This is a genomic window from Gilliamella sp. BG1 (genome assembly GCF_046635625.1).
Taxonomy (GTDB): Bacteria; Pseudomonadota; Gammaproteobacteria; order Enterobacterales; family Orbaceae; genus Gilliamella; species Gilliamella bombi.
This window is the reverse complement of the sequence record NZ_JBIDFG010000016.1, coordinates 22,542-40,137: the sequence shown is the minus strand read 5'-3', so window position 1 is coordinate 40,137 and position 17,596 is coordinate 22,542. Positions and strand designations below refer to the sequence as shown.

Here is a 17,596-nt window from a genome sequence, read left to right as displayed (position 1 = left end):
TATAATATATAGCACTATTTAAATTATCGAAATATCAATTCAACCATAAAGATAACATCATGCAAAAGTTTAATGTCAAAACCTTTCAGGGGTTAATTCTTACGTTACAAGACTACTGGGCTAATCAGGGATGCACTGTGATTCAGCCTTTGGATATGGAAGTCGGTGCGGGAACGTCTCACCCGATGACTTGCCTACGAGCGCTTGGGCCAGAACCTATTAATGCAGCTTATGTTCAACCATCTCGCCGCCCAACCGATGGCCGCTATGGTGAGAATCCAAACAGGCTTCAGCATTATTATCAATTTCAAGTTATCTTAAAACCTTCTCCTGATAATATTCAAGAGCTTTATTTAGGTTCGTTAAAACAATTAGGTCTTGATCCAACTGTTAATGATATCCGTTTTGTTGAAGATAATTGGGAAAACCCAACCCTTGGTGCTTGGGGGCTTGGATGGGAAGTTTGGTTAAATGGTATGGAAGTAACCCAATTTACTTACTTTCAACAAGTTGGTGGGCTTGAATGTAAACCAGTTACTGGTGAAATCACTTATGGACTTGAACGCTTAGCAATGTATATTCAAGGCGTAGATAGTGTTTATGATTTGGTTTGGAGTGATGGAGCATTTGGTAAAACAACCTATGGTGATGTGTTCCATCAAAACGAAGTTGAGCAGTCCACTTATAATTTTGAATACGCCAATGTTGAATTTTTATTTTATTGTTTTGAACAACACGAAAAAGAAGCCAAGTTTTTGCTTGAGTTAGAAAAACCACTACCACTACCTGCTTATGAACGCATCTTAAAAGCGGCCCACTGTTTTAATTTACTTGATGCTCGTAAAGCGATTTCAGTAACTGAGCGACAACGTTATATTTTGCGCATCAGAACATTAACCAAAATGGTGGCGGAAGCCTATTACGCATCTCGCGAAGCACTTGGCTTCCCTATGTGCCAAAATTCACAATCTAACGAAAGTGCATCAAAGTAGGAATTAGAAGATTATGCAAAAAACATTTTTAGTGGAAATTGGTACCGAAGAGTTACCACCAAAATCACTCCGCACGTTAGCAGAAAGCTTTGCGGCTAATTTTATACAGCAGCTTGATAATGCCAATTTAGAACATGGTGAGGTGCTTTGGTATGCATCGCCTCGTCGTTTAGCATTAAAAGTTTTAAATTTGAATGATACGCAACCCGATAGCCAAATAGTTAAACGTGGTCCTGCGGTCAGCGCAGCCTTTGATGCCAATGGAAATGCAACTAAAGCTGCTGAAGGTTGGGCTCGTGGTTGTGGTATTACAGTTGATCAGGCTGAACGTATACAAACTGATAAAGGTGAATGGCTTTCTTATACTCAAAATCAAAAAGGTCAGCCAGTTGTTAATTTGTTATGTGATATGGTTAAAACCGCATTAAGCAAATTACCTATCCCTAAACCAATGCGTTGGGCGGCTCGCCAAGTTGAATTTATTCGTCCATGTCATACTGTTACCATGTTGTATGGTGATGAGCTTGTGCCTGGTACGATTTTAGAGATTAAATCAGATCGTATTATTCGTGGCCATCGTTTTATGGGTGAACAAGAGTTCACTATTGATAATGCAGACCAGTATCCTGAAATTTTGGAACAACGTGGTAAGGTAATTGCTGACTACGATAAACGTAAATCTATTATTAAACAACAAGCTGAAGAAGAAGCTGCAAAATTAAATGGTAAAGCAGATTTAACAGATAATTTGCTTGAAGAAGTTTCCTCTCTAGTTGAATGGCCTGTTGTGTTAACTGCTAAATTTGAGGAGCGATTTTTAGAGGTTCCTGCTGAATCATTGGTTTATACCATGAAAGGCGATCAAAAATACTTTCCTGTTTATGATAAACAAGGCAAATTATTACCAAACTTTATTTTTGTGGCTAATATTGAGTCAAAAGATCCACAAGTTGTAATTTCGGGTAATGAGAAAGTGGTTCGCCCTCGCCTTGCCGATGCTGAATTCTTTTATCAAACTGATTTAAAACAACGTTTAGAAGACCGTTTGCCTCGTCTTGAAACAGTTTTATTTCAACAACAGCTTGGAACAGTTAAGGATAAAGCAATTCGCATTGAATCGTTATCTGGCTTTATTGCCGATAAAATTGGGGCTGATGTTGAGCAAGCCAAACGAGCGGGCAAATTAACAAAATGCGATTTAGTGACTAATACTGTTTTTGAATTCCCTGAAACACAAGGTATTATGGGACGTTATTTGGCCCTTAAAGATGGCGAAAGTATTGAAGTTGCAACCGCCATTGAAGAACAATATAAACCGCGTTTTGCTGGTGATGAATTACCAAGTACTGCTGTTTCTTGTTCAGTTTCTATCGCTGAAAAATTGGATACTTTAGCTGGCATTTTTGGTATTGGTCAGCATCCTAAGGGTGATAAAGATCCTTTTGCATTGCGTCGCGCTGCTATTGGTGTTTTACGTATTATTGTTGAAAAGGCACTGCCTTTAGATCTAGTTGAATTAGCCAATTATGCCGCATCATTATATGGCGATAAGCTTAATAATAAAAACGTAGTTGACGATATTGTTAATTTTATGCAGGGTCGTTTCCGAGCTTGGTATCAAGAACAAGGCTTTGCAATTGATACGATTCAAGCAGTTTTAGCACTTAATCCAACTAAACCCGCTGATTTTGATGCACGCGTTAAAGCAGTCACTCACTTTAGAACCTTGCCCGAAGCCTCGTCATTAGCCGAAGCTAATAAGCGTGTGTCAAATATTTTATCTAAAATTGAGGTTACTATTCCTGAGCAGATCAATGCAGCCTTGCTAGAGACAGGCGCAGAAGGTGAATTAGCTAAAAAATTGGCGATTTTAACCGATAAACTTTCACCGTATTTTAGTGAAAGCCGTTATCAAGATGCGTTAATTGAATTATCGTCATTAAAAGAGGCAGTGAATGCGTTTTTTGATTCTGTCATGGTTATGGTTGACAATGAAGGGATTAGGCTTAATCGATTAGCACTTTTGAAAAAGCTACAAAATTTATTCTTAAAAGTTGCGGATATTTCATTATTGCAAGCTTAATTTACGAATTTAATCATTCAAAAATAATAGTGGTAACTAAATCAGTTACCACATATAAGGAACTTACATAGAAATGCAAAAAAAAATCTCTTTTTCTTTAGTTTTTATACAAACATGCAATTTTATTCGTAATCGCATTACGCAATTTGTTCTTGTTAGTTTAACGCTAGCTTTAATTCATGCGTTTTTCAATTCTTTCTTTGACAAACAAAATCTAGCTGAACAAATCTATTTTTCACAAAATTTAACTAACTATGTTTTATTCGTGATGTTGACATTACTAATTAGCATTATTTTAAAAGCAATTAGTATAGCAACTATTTCTAACCTTTATATTAGCGATAAACTTAATTTAAATCTATTACTGTCTAAAGCGTTATCAAATACATTAAAAATTATTCTTTTTTATCTTATCATTGGAGTCTTTATATTTTTAGTCTCATTTATGTTATCTATAGTACTTATTAGTTTAAATTTGCTTTTACCTAAAGAACTTATTTTTATATTAATTTTTTTAGTATTACTGATTCCAATTCTAATTTTAATTATCTTTTGTAACTTCTTTTTTGCTTCGCTGGTTGAACCTGGTCAAAACAATATTCTTGACTCACTTTCATTAAGCATTCAGTCATCAAAAACCCAGTGGCGCTCAGCTATTTTGATGGTATTAATCTTCCTTGCATTTGTGATGGTTTTTACTCAATTAGCTATTGCGTTCGATAGTGACAATTTTGTCCTTGATACCATCTTCTCTTTCTGTAGTATCTTTTTTGATATTTTTGTTACTAGCTTTTTCTATCGTCTTTATACGCTAGCAAATAGTGCCTCTAACTCAGCAGCACCGTCTACTAGCAATGATGATAAAAATAAAGAAGACCACTAATTAATTCTTTAATTGTTATTCATTTCCTTACCAACTCTATTTTGGTAAGGATATCGCTTACCATATACTATTTTGATTTAACTAAATCTATTGGATAAAAGCTATGACTCCAGCAATTGATTTACTTAAAAAGCTAAAAATCAAATTTAATATCCACCAATATAAACACGATCCCAACCAAACTAACTACGGGCAAGAAGCGGTTAATAAACTTGATCCCAGTTTGAATGTTACAGCTACACAGGTATTTAAAACTTTGATTGTAAGTTTAAACGGTAATAATAAGACGTTAGCGGTTTGTGTATTGCCCGTCGATAGACATTTGGATCTTAAAAAAGTCGCAAAAGCACTAAAATGTAAAAAAATAGATTTAGCTGATCCTAATTTAGCTCAAAAGGTAACAGGTTATTTGGTGGGAGGAATTAGTCCACTCGGTCAAAAACAACAACTACCCACACTCATTGATTTAAGTGCAAGTGAGCACACAACAATGTTTATATCAGGCGGGCGAAGAGGATTAGAAATTGAAATTGCGCCTCAAGATTTGATTGATATATTACAAGCGAAATGGGTTGAAATAACCACTTAAAATTATTAGTAATATAATTTTAATTTGGTTCTAATACTACTTATAAACAAGAAAAAGCGAAAGCAATTTGCCTTAAAATAATGTATTTTTATTGAGTTGATAAGGTCATAAGACTATACCCTATGACCTAATACTTCTATCAATCAAGTTGACAGTAAGAAAAAGCAACTTATTTGATTGCTTCTTTTAAAGTTTTACCTGATACGAATGCTGGTACTTTACTTGCTGCAATTTTAATTTCTTTACCAGTTTTTGGATTACGACCAGTACGAGCTTTACGAGAATTAACTTTAAATGTACCAAAACCAACTAATTGAACTGGCTCACCAGCTTTCAATGATTCAGTAATAGCGGCTAATGTAGCTTCCAACGCCGTTTTTGCAGCTACTTTGGTAATATCAGCTTTGCTAGCAATAGCGTCGACAAGTTCTGTTTTATTCATGGGTATATCCTTACATATTATTTTATTGTTAAAGTTAACATTATAAACGAAGCTAAAACTTAATATTTTAGCGTCGTTACTGTAAACGTTGCTTAGATTACATTGCTGTTAAATGTAGTCTATATTTGTCCAATATTAAAGAAAAATTTAATAAAAATTTTAAAAATTACACTTTAAACGCCTTGATAGCTCAAAAAAACACCAATATTACTAGCTCCCGCTGCTCGAATTTCATCTTTCAAGCCTTTTATCAACTCATTCATTTCATTATTTTCTTCGCGTAGCAATCGAAATATTTCCCACTGCAAATCGAATTCATCTATAACACTAGGCAAAGTTTGTTGTTCATCTTCTGAAAGATTAACATTTGTTTTGGTCATTTCAAATTCAGCAACTGTAGTTGCTGATATACTACTGACTTTAGCTGTATGTTCAGCGATTTCACCACTCAAGTAAGAGTGTAAGACCTCACCAAGTGCATGACAAGCATCGATGGCTGGATAAACCATATAAGGACTATCATCAGTTACAGTTGGAATAATGAGTTCTAATTTCTCAAGCTGTAAATCAAAATTGATTTTTACATCTTCAACTAATAGTGATTCCCAAACTAAATCCAGTATTTTTTTATAATTTTTAGCATCATCTTCATGATGTTGTTGATGACAATAAAAAACAAAGTTGGGATACATTCGTTCACATAAGCAGACCATAAATAGACGTTGTTTCCATTGTGGTAACTTTTCTAGCCTTAATTGAACAGGATTTTTAATCATGATGAAACCTTTTTGATAGTCGATGTACCGCTTCAATCAAATACTGTACATTCTCTACAGGGATATCTTGGTGAATACCATGCCCTAAATTAAAAACATGCCCATTGTGATAGCCATATTCATTAAGAACGGCCTCTACGTTGGATTCAATTGTTTGCTTTCCTGCATATAAAACGGAAGGATCTAAATTCCCTTGTACTGCTATTTTCCCTTTTTGAGTAATCTGGCTTAAATTTACAGTCCAATCCACTCCCACCGCATCACAACCTGTATTAATAATACGATCAAGCCATATTCCTCCTCCTTTAGTAAATAAAGTAACAGGAATGTACGAGGTTATATCTTGACTTTTTTTACCTTGTTTTAATTGCGATAAGATCTGTTGCATATAGTCAAGTGAAAATGTTTGATAGCTTTGATGACTTAATACGCCGCCCCAAGTATCAAAAATCATAATCGATTGTGCTCCCGCTTGAATTTGTGCATTTAAATATAATGCGATACTGTTTGCTAGTTTTTCAAGTAGTTGATGCAACGCTTTGGGCTCACTATAAAGCATCTTTTTAATTTTGGTGAATGCTTTGCTACTGCCCCCTTCAATCATGTAGGTGGCTAGTGTCCATGGGCTTCCCGAAAAACCAATTAGTGGAACTTTACCATTGAGTTCTTTTTTTGTTAATCGAATCGCATCCATCACATATTTAAGTGATTGCTCTGGATCTGGGATGGGTAATTGTTCAATATCTGATATGCAAGATATCGATTTTTTAAATTTAGGTCCTTCACCCGATTCAAAATATAAGCCAAGCCCCATAGCATCAGGGATTGTTAAAATATCAGAGAAAATAATAGCAGCATCAAGCTCAAATCGTTGTAATGGTTGTAAGGTGACCTCACAAGCTAATTCTGGCGTTTGACACATCGTCATAAAATCACCCGCTTTTGATCTTAATTGACGATACTCAGGTAAATAACGACCAGCCTGTCGCATCATCCAAACTGGTGTATAGTCTACAGGCAAACATTGTAAAGCTCGTAAATAACGATCATTTTTTAATTGGCTCATATCTTCAGCTCTTTAAATATAGACTTTATTTTGTTAAAAAGTTTCAGGTAAGTATTTGTTTCAGTATAAAAATCACTTAATTTATCTATTATTTGTGATCTAAATCCTGAGGCTATGATAATGTTTGTTGTGCATAACGAATCAAGGTTTCAGAGATATTTTGCATTACACTACTTTCAGGAGCAAAACGATGCCAATATAGCATACGTCTTTGATATAACCCATCAGTTAAATTAATTAATTCACCATTTTTTAATTCTTGCTCAACTTGCAACTTTGGTAACATACAGCAGGCCGAACCTTGTTTAGCTAATTGCACAAAAGCTTCAGATGAACTAGTGATATGGCAAATTACACTACCTGGCGTAAGGTTAAAGTTTTCTTGTAAGAAGGCCTGATGCATATCATCTAAATGATCGAATGCAACAGCAGGCGCTTTTAATAAAGATGATCGAGTTACCCCAGTTGGAAAGTACTTTTTAGCAAAATCAGGTGAAGCCACAAAAATATAGTCTAAAGCACCTAATAAATCAGACAAGCAACCTGGTAAAGGATTAGCTTGAATGCTAATCGCACCAACTACTGTCCCTAAACGCAATAATTCTAACGTATGTTCTTCATCTTTGACTTGAATATCAAAACGTAAGATATTTTTATCTAAAACTGGTTTTAACGCAGGTAAAAACCAAGTTGCTAAAGAATCAGCATTAATCGCAATAGATAACGACAACGGTGTGGCATTTTGCTCGTTATCACCTAACCATTGCTGTTCTAATAATTCAACTTGATGTAATAAGCCAAGCAGGTGCTCACCTTGTTTGGTTGCTTTCGGAGGAATGGTCCTAACTAGCAGTTGTTGACCAAAAAAGCTTTCTAATTGTTTGATACGTTGCGAAACCGCAGGTTGTGTAATACACAATTTATCAGCAGCTCTTTCAAATCCTCGTTCCTTTATCACCGCATCTAATGCTTGTAACGCTCTATAATCTGGACGCTTCATAATCTCTTTATTAATGATTTGATCATTGCTCAAATATTTAATCTACTTTAATATCGTAATAAGTTTTAAACCTATCACAAAGTTGATTTAATTCTTAAAATCCTAATGATTTTTGCTTTCTAATTGGGTACTATGCCATATCTTCAACAATTTTGCTTTCAAAATTTTATTTTTTTTAAGAAAAATTATCCTCAAAATAGGGGTGATATTATGACACAAGACGAATTAAAAAAGGCCGTAGGCTGGTCAGCCTTAAAATTTATCAAACCTGATTCTTTTATTGGTGTAGGAACAGGCTCTACTGCATCCCATTTTATTGATGCATTAGCTACAATAAAAGATCAAATCAAAGGTACTGTATCTAGTTCGGAAGCATCCACCCAAAAATTAAAAAGCTATGGTATTCCTGTTCTCGATTGTAATGAAGTCGATTATTTGGATGTCTATGTCGATGGTGCAGATGAAATTAATCACCAGTTGCAAATGATTAAAGGAGGTGGCGCAGCTTTAACACGCGAAAAAATTGTTTCAGCCATAGCTAAACAATTTATTTGTATTGTTGATGAATCAAAAGTTGTTGATGTATTAGGTAAATTCCCATTACCGGTTGAAGTAATCCCAATGGCTCGTTCATATGTTGCTCGTGAGTTATATAAGCTGGGCGGTAAACCAATATATCGTCAAGGCGTTATAACTGACAATGGTAATGTGATTTTAGATATTCATGATCTTGTCATTACCAAACCAATGGAGCTTGAAAACCGAATTAATAGCATTGCAGGTGTGGTTACTGTTGGATTATTTGCCAATAAAGGCGCTGATATTGCGCTTGTTGGATGCAGTACGGGTGTAAAAGAGCTGAGATAAAATCATTTACTACAATAAAGTTAATAATGGTATTTAATTATAAGTACCAATTTGTATGCTGAAGGAAAGAGAGGAAATAATGGTTATTCAAACTTTAACCAAAGATGAAAATAAGTTTTTATTACTTGAGGGAGTTCATCCTAGCGCAATTGAAATATTAAAATCCGCCGGCTTTACCAATATTGAATATCATAAAAGCGCATTATCGCCTGAAGAACTTAAGCAAGCTCTGAAAGATGTCCGGTTTATTGGGATCCGGTCAAGAACACAATTAACTAAGGACATTATCGATTCTGCACCTAAACTTGCTGGCATTGGCTGTTTTTGTATAGGTACCAACCAAGTTGATCTTGATGCAGCGACAGTAAAAGGGATTCCTGTTTTTAATGCACCATTTTCAAATACGCGATCTGTAGCAGAACTAGTATTAGCCGAAGCAATATTATTACTTCGTCGAGTACCAGATGCAAATGCTAAAGCACACCGAGGAAAATGGAATAAGATTGCGACAGGTTCACACGAAGCTCGTGGTAAAAATTTGGGTATTATTGGTTATGGGCATATTGGTAGCCAACTAAGTATTTTGGCTGAATCGTTAGGGATGAATGTTTATTTTTATGATATTGAAACAAAACTACCTTTAGGTAATGCTAAACAAGTTTCAACAATGAAAGAATTACTAGCAATAAGCGATATTGTTTCAATGCATGTGCCAGAAAATCCAACAACCATCAAAATGATTAGTGATAACGAAATTGATGCAATGAAACAAGACGCAATTTTAATCAATGCTTCACGCGGTAAAGTTATCGATCTTGAGGCTTTAACTAAAGCTTTGAAAGCCAAAAAACTCAGTGGGGCAGCTATTGATGTTTTTCCAACAGAACCTGCTAGTAACAACGACCCTTTTGAATCTCCATTATGTCAATTTGATAATGTAATTATTACTCCGCATATCGGTGGTTCAACTAGCGAAGCACAAGAAAATATTGGGATTGAGGTCGCAAGTAAACTAGCTAAATATTCTGATACTGGTGCAACACTTTCAGCAGTTAATTTTCCTGAAGCCTCTTTACCTATTCCAGCTAAAGGCTCTAGTCGTTTTATTAATATTCATCGTAACCAACCTGGTGTTCTAACTGCTATCAATACGTTATTCGCTGAACAAGGGCTTAATATTTCAGCACAATATTTACAAACTGATCCTCAGATTGGTTATGTTGTTATTGATATCGATAGAGTTAAACAAAGTAAGGCTGAAGAGTTGTTATCTAAACTGAAAAACGTGCCAGGAACAATTCGTGCTAGATTGTTATTTTAAGGTGATAAGTCGGTACGCTTGTTAGCCACTCAGCTTTAGCGGGTTTTTAATTTTGAGTAAATTAAATTTGTTTTGTTAATAATTTGCATCACTCAAATAGATTCCCGCTAATGCAACATTTAAACAATGCTATTTTTTATTCTTTATCAATTACGTCTACTTTAATGACTTTGATGCCTCGTTGTATGAGTGCTTCATAATATTTGTCATCTAATTTATTGTCGGTGATGATGGTATCAACAGCATTTAAGTCACACACAACATTAGGACTACGCCTGCCAAACTTGGTTGAGTCAGCTAATAATATTAATTTTGCCGCAGCTTTACTCATGGCAACACTGCCGTGATAGCTTTCATTAAATGTTGTCACGCCCCCTACTAAATCAATCCCATCGGCCCCCATAAATAGTTTATCAAAAGTGTAAGATTCAAATATGGCCGCAGTTGATGCACTGTTACTGTGAAAAGAGGCCGATTTACGGCGAAAAGTGCCACCTGATAAGATAATAGTATGATCATTATTATGTGCAACAAGTTCATTTACAATGTGTAAGCTGTTAGTCATAATAGTCAAATTATTGAAACTTGTCAGTATAGGAATCATCTGAGCAACAGTACTTCCAGAGTCAAAAATAATTGAGTCACCTTCGTGGATCAATTTAACTGCTTCGCATGCAATTGATTTTTTAGATGCAATGTTAATATAAGTTTTATGATCAATAGCTCTATCACCAATTTCACGGTTTAACATGGCGCCGCCGTAAGTACGTAAAACTAGACCACTTTGGCTGAGTTGAGTGAGATCTTTACGAATTGTAGTTCCAGTCGTTTTGAAATACTCAACTAATTCATCAATACTAACTTGCCCATTATTTTGCAAGTATTCTAAAATAGCTGTTTGTCGTTGCCTTACTTTCATATTATGATTCCATCATTATTAGTATATAGGAAATTTTATTTTGCAAACCATTATACTTTATAATGAAAGAAATTACTTTTCAAAATAAAAGATAATTATTAATTTTTTGCTGTTAAGGCAACAATCAACGCACTTTGTGATATTACGTCGTTTGGAAATATTTTTTCAGGGATTATTTCTGATACAGATAAGCCATGGAGCTGGGAAATAGATTTAGGCAATGCAAATACCGTGATCCCTTTCATTATGATAGAATCAATCACAACTTTATTTTCATCTAATGAAATTGCGATTAATACTCTTGGTCTAAATCGTTTACTTTTACTACGACCAACACCTAAGTAGCAACCTTTTTTTAAAGCTAGAAACGCTTTATTGAAACGACGAATTTGAAACCAACTAAAAATAATTTGAATACACCAAGCAATAAGCGCTATAGCAATTAGAGTAGTCGTCATATTTAATATTTTTCCATTTTTTAAGCTAGAATAAAAAGTGCGATAAGTTTAAATTAACTTTCGCACTTTATTTTAACTAGAACATCACTTGTCCACCAGTAATGTTGATTGATTGCCCTGTGCAATATGATGCTTTATCACTTGCATAAAATAGCAATACGTCAAGTACATCTTGATAATCACAACCTCGTTTTAAGGGAACTTTATCAATATAAACTTGTTCCACTTGGTTTTCAGGAATACCTAATTTTTTAGCATACTGTGGTATTAACGATTGGAACATAGGGGATTTTAATAAGTTACCTAACATTAATGAGTTTACAGTAATACCACAATCAGCAAGATCTAGGGCAAGTGATTGTGTTAACCCTACCCCACCAAATTTGGCTGCGCTGTATCCTGAATTATGTTTGCTACCCACTTTTCCAGATTTCGAATTGATTTGGATAATACGACCAGCGGTATTATGTTTTACCATTAATTTTGCAAATTCACGCGCACATAAGAAATAACCAGTTAAGTTGACATCAACCGATAATTGAAAATCACTTAATGCAAAACTGGTAATTGGAGCTGCACGTGCAATTCCTGCACTGTAGACTAATAAGTCAGCATGTTTAAATGTAGCTTCAACGTCTTGTGCTAACTTGATGACACTATCTTCTTTGGTTGCATCAACAACAAAGCCTTTTGCCGTGCTAGCGCCATGTTTTTGATTTATTTCATCTGCAACTTTGTTTGCATTAGCGGCATTCAAATCTGCAACGGCAACTTTGTATCCAGCATCAGCGATACCTTTACATAAGAATTCACCAAGAGTTTGTCCGCCACCTATAACAACTGCTACTTGTTTCATTTTTTATGTTCCTTAATCATTTACAATTCTAATTTCATCACCCACAAAAAGCTGACTTGGAGTTTCGCCTTCTATATGAATGGTTCCTGGTAATTCGGCTTGATTATTACTATCAAATTTTAATGTGATATGACCTAATTCACGGAAATTAACACTAGCAACATCACCCACCGCGGTAATTTTGTAACTCTGTTTACCTAGATAAATGGTCTGCCCAACTTGTAAATCTTGTTTTAAATCATCATGACTATGCACAAAACAATAATCCGCTAAATCTGCTGGTGCTCCAGTTTTAAACAGGATTAACATACCATCAGTTAATGCATCTTGAGCAAACTCACCAATTTGACTAATTTTTGATTGATAGATAATATTTGACATCATTAACCTTCTTATTTCTTGCTTTCACTTAATCCAAGCTTTTTATTTTTAACGTTAGTTTAAAATGGGATGGAACCATCCCATTTTTTAGACAATCTATTGATAGATAAATAACGATACCGCCCATGCAACTAATACTGTTGGCGCACCGGTTAAAAAGCGGCTAACTAACACCGATGGTACCCCTACTCGAACTGTATCTTGTTTAGCTTCAGCAAGTGATAAACCAACCGGAATAAAGTCGCATGCTGCTTGTGCATTAATGGCAAACAATGCTGGCAATGCTAAATGCGGTGGAATATTACCAAGTCCAATTTGAACACCAACTAATGTCCCAATAACTTGAGCAATAACCGCACCAGGACCTAAGAATGGGGAAAGTAATGGAAATGAACAAATTAAGGCTAAAATAACCAATCCAAGCGGATTGTTTGCCAGTGGTACTAGCCCATGCGCAATAAAGTTACCCAATCCAGATGCAATGATGATACCAATTAGTGCCGATACAAACGCCATAAAAGGAAGTATTGTTTTCAGTACAGTGTCAATTGTATCTCGGCCAGCTTGGAAGAAGACAGCAACGCCAGAACCCATACCGATACCAATTCTTGCTAACAAACCATCGCTTTGTTCAGTAATTTTTTTGCTGCTGTCATAATCTTTAAATTCAGACGATTTATCGTTTGTTGCTGGTTCGCTTACAACATCGCCTTCTTTTTCTATTAGTTTGATATTGTGAGGTTTTACCGCAGAAACATAAATATCTTCAACAATATATTGAGCCAGAGGGCCTGATTTACCTGTGGCATGAATATTGATAGTTGGTATACGATTTTTTGGATAAATTCCACAACGTAATGTTCCTCCACAATCAATCACAGCAACGCCAATTTCATCTTTAGGCGGCTCACCATCTTTAAAACCATCAATAGCTTCCCAACCTGTTAGATCAACTAAAGTGTCAACTATGGCTGGACGAGTACCTGCTGCAATATAAACAATTTTTTTACCAGCAATAACTGGAAGTTCCAAAGGTCCACCCCAACCTGCTTCGCCTTTTTCAATGTGGATAAATTTTGCCATTTTTTATATTCCTTATTTTTATTATAGATGAACTTTTCTTTCTAACTTGATGCCCATTTTTCTTTCAAAAATGGCAGTACAAAAGTCAGTAATCCACCCCCTAAAGAAGTTAGTACCTAAACCAACAAGGAAATAACTCACAGCAAGAGGACCTAAAGGTAAATTTAGGGTAGTTAAACCAGCAGCTATTCCCAAATAAACAAAAAGTTCACCAGGGTTAACGTGTGGAAAGAGTCCATTCATTGAATGGCAACTATAAGATGAAGCTGCATAATAACTCGGTTTGTAAAACTCTGGCATAAAACGACCTAGGCTTAATGTCATTGGATTACAAAATACGAAAGTTCCGATAAGTGGTAATAATAGATATCGAGAAACAGGATTGCCCGCACAAGCTTGCGCTAAACGTTCAATACGTTCTTGCCCAATAAATTTAATCACTGCGTTCATCACAACGAGTAATGAAATTAATAATGGTAATATACTTGTTACCATACCCACAAATACCTTGCCGCCTTCTTGGAATAAACCAATAAACCATTCGGCACCAAATGAAATAGCATCAATCATATTGTCTCCTATTGAGTTAAATTTCGCATTAATGCTATCAACTTTGAAATATAAAAACTTTTAACTAAATCACATTTTGAAATATTTTCTTTTATTTTGAAATATATTGTTTCAGATAAATAAAAATAAGAAAGAAGAAAGAAATAAAAAAACCATAGGTTACTGAAATAGCAATGATAGTAAAAAATTAACGTTTTTTATTGGACATTAACATTAAGTTGGCGTAATTTTGTCAATACGGGTATTTATTATTCAATTTAAAGGAGAATATATCATGGCTAAAAGTACGGCTTCTGCTAAAAAACTACAACAATCAGCTATTTTGTTTCCTACTGATTTAGGACAAAAGGCATCAAAAGATATTTCTGGAGCAATGAATTCTGTTTTAGCAGATGTATTTGCTTTATATTTAAAAACTAAAAACTTTCATTGGCATGTTAGTGGCCCTCATTTCCGTGATTACCACTTAATGCTAGATGATCAAGGTGAAGAGCTATTTGCAATGACAGATCCGATTGCGGAACGTGTCCGTAAGTTAGGTGGCACAACTCTACGCTCAATTGGTCACATTGCTAAATTACAGAGTATTTCTGATAATGATGCAGATTTCGTTGAACCATCAGATATGCTTGCCGAGCTATGCCAAGATAATGTAAAACTAACAGAACGTATGCGTGTTGCACATGATATTTGTGATAAATACAATGATACCGCTACTGCCAGTTTAATTGAAGAGTGGATCGATCAAACAGAACAACGTGCATGGTTCTTATTTGAAGCAGGCCGAAAAGTCGACTCATCAGGACATTAACAAATACTATTAATTTAAGAGGTGTTAAAAATACCTCTTATAAAAAAGTGGAGATTTAAGATGAGTAAAAAAATTGCTGTACTGGTAGGAAGTTTGCGCAAAGACTCTTATAACTTAAAAGTAGCAAAAGTTTTTCAAAAAATTGCACCACCATCACTTTCATTACAAATTATTCAAATTGGCGATTTACCTTTATATAATGAAGATATTGATAATGATACCCCTCCTGCCTCTTATACTCGTTTCCGCAAAGAAGTAGCCGATTGTCAGGGTGTTATTTTTGTGACACCAGAATATAATCGTGGAGTTCCTGCTGTTATCAAAAATGCAATAGATATTGGTTCTCGTCCTTATGGTAAGAGCATTTGGTCTAAAAAAGCCGCTGCAATTGTTTCCGTTTCACAAGGTGCAATTGGTGGGTTTGGCGCTAACCATCAACTTCGTCAATCATTAGTATTTCTTGATATGCCGACATTACAACAGCCTGAAGCTTATATTGGTAATGTAGCTTCTGCTTTTGATGAAAGTGGTAATATTACTGAAAAAAGTAAAGAATTCTTAATCCTTATTATTAATAGCTATGCAAGTTGGGTTGAAAAGTTAAGCTAATAACTCTTTATTTTAAGATTCACAGTCAATATAATTGACTGTGTTTTCTTAACAAGTAAGTTAACTATTTTTGCCATGCCTATATTTTTTCCTAATAGTGAACAAGAATTATTGCAACGAGCTCAGTTAGCAGCAGGTTTTACTTTTGGCGAGATAGCACAATACTTAAACATACCTATACCGAATAATCTAAATAAACAAAAGGGTTGGGTAGGCAATCTTATTGAAACTTTTTTAGGAGCAAATGCTGGTAGTAAAGCTGAGCAAGATTTTGCTAATCTTGGTATAGAGCTTAAAACTATTCCTGTTGATAAACACGGTAAACCACTTGAAACAACCTTCGTTAGTGTCACACCATTAATGGCTAATCATGGTGTTATTTGGGAGACAAGCCATGTTAGATATAAACTTGCAAAAGTGCTTTGGATTCCGATAGAAGGTGAAAGAACTATTCCTCTCGCAGATAGAAAAGTTGGAAAACCTATTATGTGGACACCAACTAAAGAACAAGAGCAACAGCTCAAACAAGACTGGGAAGAGTTAATGGATATGATAGCACTAGGGCATGTTGAAAAAATTACTGCTCGATATGGTACTTATTTACAAATTAGGCCTAAAGCAGCCAATGGGCAAGCTCTTACGGAAGCAATTGGTGAAAATGGTGATATTATTTTAACTCGACCACGTGGGTTTTACTTAAAAAAAACATTTACAATGCAAATTTTACAAGCTTAAATTTGTTAATCGCTTTGATCATAACCAAAACATATTAATTATATATTTTTTTATACCAAATCTTCTTTAAATATTAAAATTCTTGACAATAGTTCACAATTCCTTTTAAAAATAAAGAACATCTTTCCGCTTATTTTCACAAAAAATCCAATCTACATCACAATTATTCACATTAGTGATTTACTTTGAGAATATGTGAATGTAAATTTAAACTCAAATAAACATTTGTGACTAATAAAGAGAATTTGTGAGAGGTGTTAAATGAATATTATTTTGGCTGGACACGGAAAAATTGCATATGAAATGAAAAATAGCATTGAGATGATTGCAGGACAATACCCTAATTTACATACTATAACTTTTGAACCAGGGGATAGTATTGATAGTCTAAAAGGCAAATATCTAAAAATTATTAACCAATCAGAATCGAAACAGTTCATCATCATCACTGATATATTTTCAGGTAGCCCTTATAACGCAGCCACCATTCTAGCAATGCAATTAGGTAATATCGAAGTAATTACTGGATTATCTCTACCTCTTTGCTTAGAGCTATTAAATCTTGATTTCTCTGTTATCAATATTGAAAACGTATTTGAACAATTAAACGAAACTAAGTTAAATTTTATTAAATCTTTCAAATTGTTATATAAAAATGAACCTACAAGGGAGGAATTATAAATGATCATAAATTTAGTTCGTATTGATGATAGATTGATTCATGGTCAAGTTACTACCGTTTGGACAAAAGAAGCCAAGGCTGAAAGAATTATCATCGTCAGTGATGAAGTTGCTAATGATGAAATACGTTCAACACTAGTTAAACAAGCGGCTCCACCAGGAATTAAAGTTTCAGTGATAAGTATTAATAAGGCCGCAGCAGTCTACAAAAATCCTAAATACGAAAATGACACTGTTTTTTATCTTTTTACAAACCCAACCGATGTTTTACGATTAGTCAATGCAGGTGTCCCCATTAAAGAGGTTAATATTGGAGGAATGTCGTTTAAAGAGGGAAAAAAACAAATTACCAAAGCCGTTTCTGTTGATGAAAATGATATATCTTCATTTAAAAAATTGCATGAGATGGGCATCAACTTATGTTTAAAAGTTGTTATTACCGATCCTGATATTGATTTTATTAAAATGCTTTAG

General features: G+C 34.7%; 21 protein-coding genes. 11 read left to right on the top strand and 10 right to left on the bottom strand.

The genetic code is table 11. The annotated features are described in order from the left end of the window. The first annotated feature begins 59 nt into the window (after positions 1 to 59). The 4 genes from glyQ to ybaK all read left to right on the top strand — a co-directional run bounded on the left by glyQ (position 60) and on the right by ybaK (position 4,547). A complete protein-coding gene (glyQ, locus tag ACGH80_RS09515) occupies positions 60 to 992 on the top strand; it encodes a glycine--tRNA ligase subunit alpha (RefSeq protein ID WP_034912362.1) in 933 nt (310 codons plus the stop codon). 10 nt (positions 993 to 1,002) lie between these two features. Then, entirely contained in the window at positions 1,003 to 3,075 is a 2,073-nt protein-coding gene (gene glyS / locus ACGH80_RS09510; RefSeq protein ID WP_363319005.1) for a glycine--tRNA ligase subunit beta, read from the top strand. A 73-nt stretch (positions 3,076 to 3,148) separates the two neighbouring features. After that, on the top strand, positions 3,149 to 3,958 hold the full coding sequence (locus tag ACGH80_RS09505; RefSeq protein WP_065590291.1) for a hypothetical protein: 810 nt from the start codon (positions 3,149 to 3,151) through the stop codon (positions 3,956 to 3,958). Between the two features lie 103 nt (positions 3,959 to 4,061). Then, the gene (gene ybaK / locus ACGH80_RS09500; protein ID WP_065590290.1) at positions 4,062 to 4,547 is read left to right on the top strand and encodes a Cys-tRNA(Pro) deacylase; all 486 of its coding nucleotides are present in this window, start codon (positions 4,062 to 4,064) and stop codon (positions 4,545 to 4,547) included. A 169-nt stretch (positions 4,548 to 4,716) separates the two neighbouring features. On the opposite strand, the gene ACGH80_RS09495 is transcribed toward ybaK, so the two are convergent. The 4 genes from ACGH80_RS09495 to ACGH80_RS09480 all read right to left on the bottom strand — a co-directional run bounded on the left by ACGH80_RS09495 (position 4,717) and on the right by ACGH80_RS09480 (position 7,831). Then, entirely contained in the window at positions 4,717 to 4,989 is a 273-nt protein-coding gene (locus ACGH80_RS09495; RefSeq protein ID WP_034912351.1) for an HU family DNA-binding protein, read from the bottom strand. Between the two features lie 173 nt (positions 4,990 to 5,162). Then, entirely contained in the window at positions 5,163 to 5,765 is a 603-nt protein-coding gene (locus ACGH80_RS09490) for a YjaG family protein (protein ID WP_411631045.1), read from the bottom strand. Beyond that, a complete protein-coding gene (hemE, locus tag ACGH80_RS09485) occupies positions 5,758 to 6,831 on the bottom strand; it encodes a uroporphyrinogen decarboxylase (protein WP_174798799.1) in 1,074 nt (357 codons plus the stop codon). Before hemE ends, ACGH80_RS09490 begins: the two co-directional genes overlap by 8 nt. 112 nt (positions 6,832 to 6,943) lie before the next feature. Continuing rightward, positions 6,944 to 7,831, bottom strand: a complete 888-nt coding sequence (locus tag ACGH80_RS09480) for a LysR family transcriptional regulator ArgP (protein WP_065590287.1) — start codon at positions 7,829 to 7,831, stop codon at positions 6,944 to 6,946. 210 nt (positions 7,832 to 8,041) lie between these two features. Between ACGH80_RS09480 and rpiA the strand changes: the two genes are divergently transcribed. Together rpiA and serA are read left to right on the top strand one after the other, a co-directional pair. Then, positions 8,042 to 8,698, top strand: coding sequence for a ribose-5-phosphate isomerase RpiA (rpiA, locus tag ACGH80_RS09475; RefSeq protein ID WP_174798800.1), 657 nt, complete (start codon positions 8,042 to 8,044; stop codon positions 8,696 to 8,698). Positions 8,699 to 8,777: 79 nt separating this feature from the next. Then, the gene (gene serA / locus ACGH80_RS09470) at positions 8,778 to 10,019 is read left to right on the top strand and encodes a phosphoglycerate dehydrogenase (protein WP_174798801.1); all 1,242 of its coding nucleotides are present in this window, start codon (positions 8,778 to 8,780) and stop codon (positions 10,017 to 10,019) included. 136 nt (positions 10,020 to 10,155) lie between these two features. Here the strand turns inward: serA and srlR are convergent, their stop codons facing one another. The 6 genes from srlR to srlA all read right to left on the bottom strand — a co-directional run bounded on the left by srlR (position 10,156) and on the right by srlA (position 14,286). Continuing rightward, positions 10,156 to 10,938: a glucitol operon DNA-binding transcriptional repressor SrlR gene (gene srlR / locus ACGH80_RS09465; RefSeq protein WP_065590284.1), complete on the bottom strand. Its 783-nt coding sequence runs from the start codon at positions 10,936 to 10,938 to the stop codon at positions 10,156 to 10,158. Positions 10,939 to 11,036: 98 nt separating this feature from the next. Then, the gene (gene gutM, locus ACGH80_RS09460) at positions 11,037 to 11,396 is read right to left on the bottom strand and encodes a transcriptional regulator GutM (RefSeq protein ID WP_174798802.1); all 360 of its coding nucleotides are present in this window, start codon (positions 11,394 to 11,396) and stop codon (positions 11,037 to 11,039) included. Positions 11,397 to 11,472: 76 nt separating this feature from the next. Then, complete coding sequence (gene srlD, locus ACGH80_RS09455; RefSeq protein WP_174798803.1) at positions 11,473 to 12,252, bottom strand: sorbitol-6-phosphate dehydrogenase; 780 nt, start codon at positions 12,250 to 12,252, stop codon at positions 11,473 to 11,475. Between the two features lie 12 nt (positions 12,253 to 12,264). Beyond that, the gene (locus tag ACGH80_RS09450; RefSeq protein WP_065590281.1) at positions 12,265 to 12,633 is read right to left on the bottom strand and encodes a PTS glucitol/sorbitol transporter subunit IIA; all 369 of its coding nucleotides are present in this window, start codon (positions 12,631 to 12,633) and stop codon (positions 12,265 to 12,267) included. A gap of 96 nt (positions 12,634 to 12,729) precedes the next feature. After that, the gene (locus ACGH80_RS09445) at positions 12,730 to 13,716 is read right to left on the bottom strand and encodes a PTS glucitol/sorbitol transporter subunit IIB (protein ID WP_174798804.1); all 987 of its coding nucleotides are present in this window, start codon (positions 13,714 to 13,716) and stop codon (positions 12,730 to 12,732) included. A gap of 21 nt (positions 13,717 to 13,737) precedes the next feature. Beyond that, complete coding sequence (gene srlA / locus ACGH80_RS09440) at positions 13,738 to 14,286, bottom strand: glucitol/sorbitol-specific PTS transporter subunit IIC (RefSeq protein WP_034913455.1); 549 nt, start codon at positions 14,284 to 14,286, stop codon at positions 13,738 to 13,740. 274 nt (positions 14,287 to 14,560) lie between these two features. On the opposite strand from srlA, the gene ACGH80_RS09435 reads away from it, so the two are divergent. The 5 genes from ACGH80_RS09435 to ACGH80_RS09415 all read left to right on the top strand — a co-directional run bounded on the left by ACGH80_RS09435 (position 14,561) and on the right by ACGH80_RS09415 (position 17,596). After that, a complete protein-coding gene (locus ACGH80_RS09435) occupies positions 14,561 to 15,097 on the top strand; it encodes a Dps family protein (protein ID WP_034913453.1) in 537 nt (178 codons plus the stop codon). Positions 15,098 to 15,157: 60 nt separating this feature from the next. Next, positions 15,158 to 15,706: an NADPH-dependent FMN reductase gene (locus tag ACGH80_RS09430; RefSeq protein ID WP_085165180.1), complete on the top strand. Its 549-nt coding sequence runs from the start codon at positions 15,158 to 15,160 to the stop codon at positions 15,704 to 15,706. Between the two features lie 75 nt (positions 15,707 to 15,781). Further along, on the top strand, positions 15,782 to 16,441 hold the full coding sequence (gene mutH, locus ACGH80_RS09425; RefSeq protein WP_174798805.1) for a DNA mismatch repair endonuclease MutH: 660 nt from the start codon (positions 15,782 to 15,784) through the stop codon (positions 16,439 to 16,441). A 261-nt stretch (positions 16,442 to 16,702) separates the two neighbouring features. Further along, positions 16,703 to 17,122 (top strand): PTS sugar transporter subunit IIA, encoded by a 420-nt coding sequence (locus ACGH80_RS09420; RefSeq protein ID WP_174798806.1) that lies wholly within the window; start codon positions 16,703 to 16,705, stop codon positions 17,120 to 17,122. Beyond that, positions 17,123 to 17,596 carry a mannose/fructose/sorbose PTS transporter subunit IIB gene (locus ACGH80_RS09415; RefSeq protein ID WP_174798807.1) on the top strand — a complete coding sequence of 158 codons (474 nt, stop codon included), beginning with the start codon at positions 17,123 to 17,125 and terminating at the stop codon, positions 17,594 to 17,596. It abuts the gene before it with no gap.